Source organism: Neobacillus drentensis (assembly GCF_036965245.1).
Taxonomy (GTDB): domain Bacteria; phylum Bacillota; class Bacilli; order Bacillales; family Cytobacillaceae; genus Neobacillus; species Neobacillus drentensis_G.
Genome location: NZ_JBALPG010000220.1, coordinates 1 through 1,273, shown reverse-complemented (window position 1 = coordinate 1,273; position 1,273 = coordinate 1). Strand labels below are relative to the sequence as shown.

Sequence of the window (1,273 nt, the reverse complement as noted above, 5' to 3'; positions counted from 1 at the left end):
GAGATCCAGTCTGAATCCATCAGGTTTAGAGATGTTAATAATACCTTTCATACAAAAAAATCTATTTATATATAATAAGTATCTCTTGTATTTCCAAAAGCGGTATAGTTTTTCTTTAAAATCCTGCAATATGTCCTTTTATTTAAATCCACCTCGCACCACTCATAGATGCTTTGAGTAGTAATCCTTCGATCAGGAAATAGCAGTTTAAATTCCTTCACATTCCGTAAAATAGTTTGTTCGATCTTTTCATGTCCTCCACACTTCCCGCATACAAAGTCATAATTTTTTATAGAAACGAGAAAGGAGTTACAACTTTTACAATAAATTCCCTTTTGCAGTTGGTCATAATTATATTTAGGCAAAATGGTAAAAGGATTTTTAGAGTGATTTAATGAAATTATTTTTTGGGCTAGTTTCTTGTGACCATCATTCAACTTAGACGGTGTATTATTTAAATCTTTCAAAAAACGATTTATCTGTGTTGGTAAAATAATGGGTTGGTCCATTGGGGCTTGATATAAGGTGAATTCAGGGTTGATAAAGATAACGGAGGCTTCAACAAGGTAATTTTGCTTGAGATTTTGGAGCAGTTGGCGGAATAGAGTCGCACTCCTTTTTAACTGGACTACAGGATTCTTATATTCGCGACCGGTTGTCACGGCATAAAGTTTGTCCGATTCTAAGTAACAATCACCTTGAAAATTTTTTATATCCAAAAGGTGAATAACTCCCTGTGAAATAATCAACGTATCAATTTGAAAAAAGGAATTGTTTACTTCAAGCAGCATGTCATTAAGGATATATCTTTCTTCTTGAAGACTTTCTGCCTGCAGGTCAAATTGCACCTCCCCTTCATATCCTTTTTCAAGGTTTAAATAGTGAAACTTTTCTTTTTTAGTTAACTCCATTCGCGTGTTTAAATATCGCATAGCCATTAATTCATCCGATTCATATCGACTTCTAAGTAACATAAGCCACTTCCTTTCTTAATCTCTAAGCCCATTTTATAAAAAATTTTCAAGATTCTATTCGAGGAATATGAATATTCTGTTAACATTTGAACATTGTAATCTAACATGACACGTTTGTTGTCTTTATGTAAATAGAGAATACACGAAAAACACGATTTTAAATCACCCAAGAATAATCTCATTGCTGTTCTACAAACTATGAATGTAGAAATTTAAAGAAAAAGGTACCATACTGCGAAAAACAGAGCTAATTGATTTAAGTGAAATTACATTGGAAAGGATTTAAAAAATGAAAAAAT

At 32.2% G+C, this 1,273-nt stretch carries 1 protein-coding gene; it reads right to left on the bottom strand.

Annotation, left to right across the window (positions count from 1 at the left end; translation table 11 throughout):
* Nucleotides 1-65: 65 nt before the first annotated feature.
* Nucleotides 66-974, bottom strand: a complete 909-nt coding sequence (locus V7150_RS25710; RefSeq protein WP_335523965.1) for a nuclease-related domain-containing protein — start codon at nucleotides 972-974, stop codon at nucleotides 66-68.
* Nucleotides 975-1,273 lie beyond the last annotated feature (299 nt).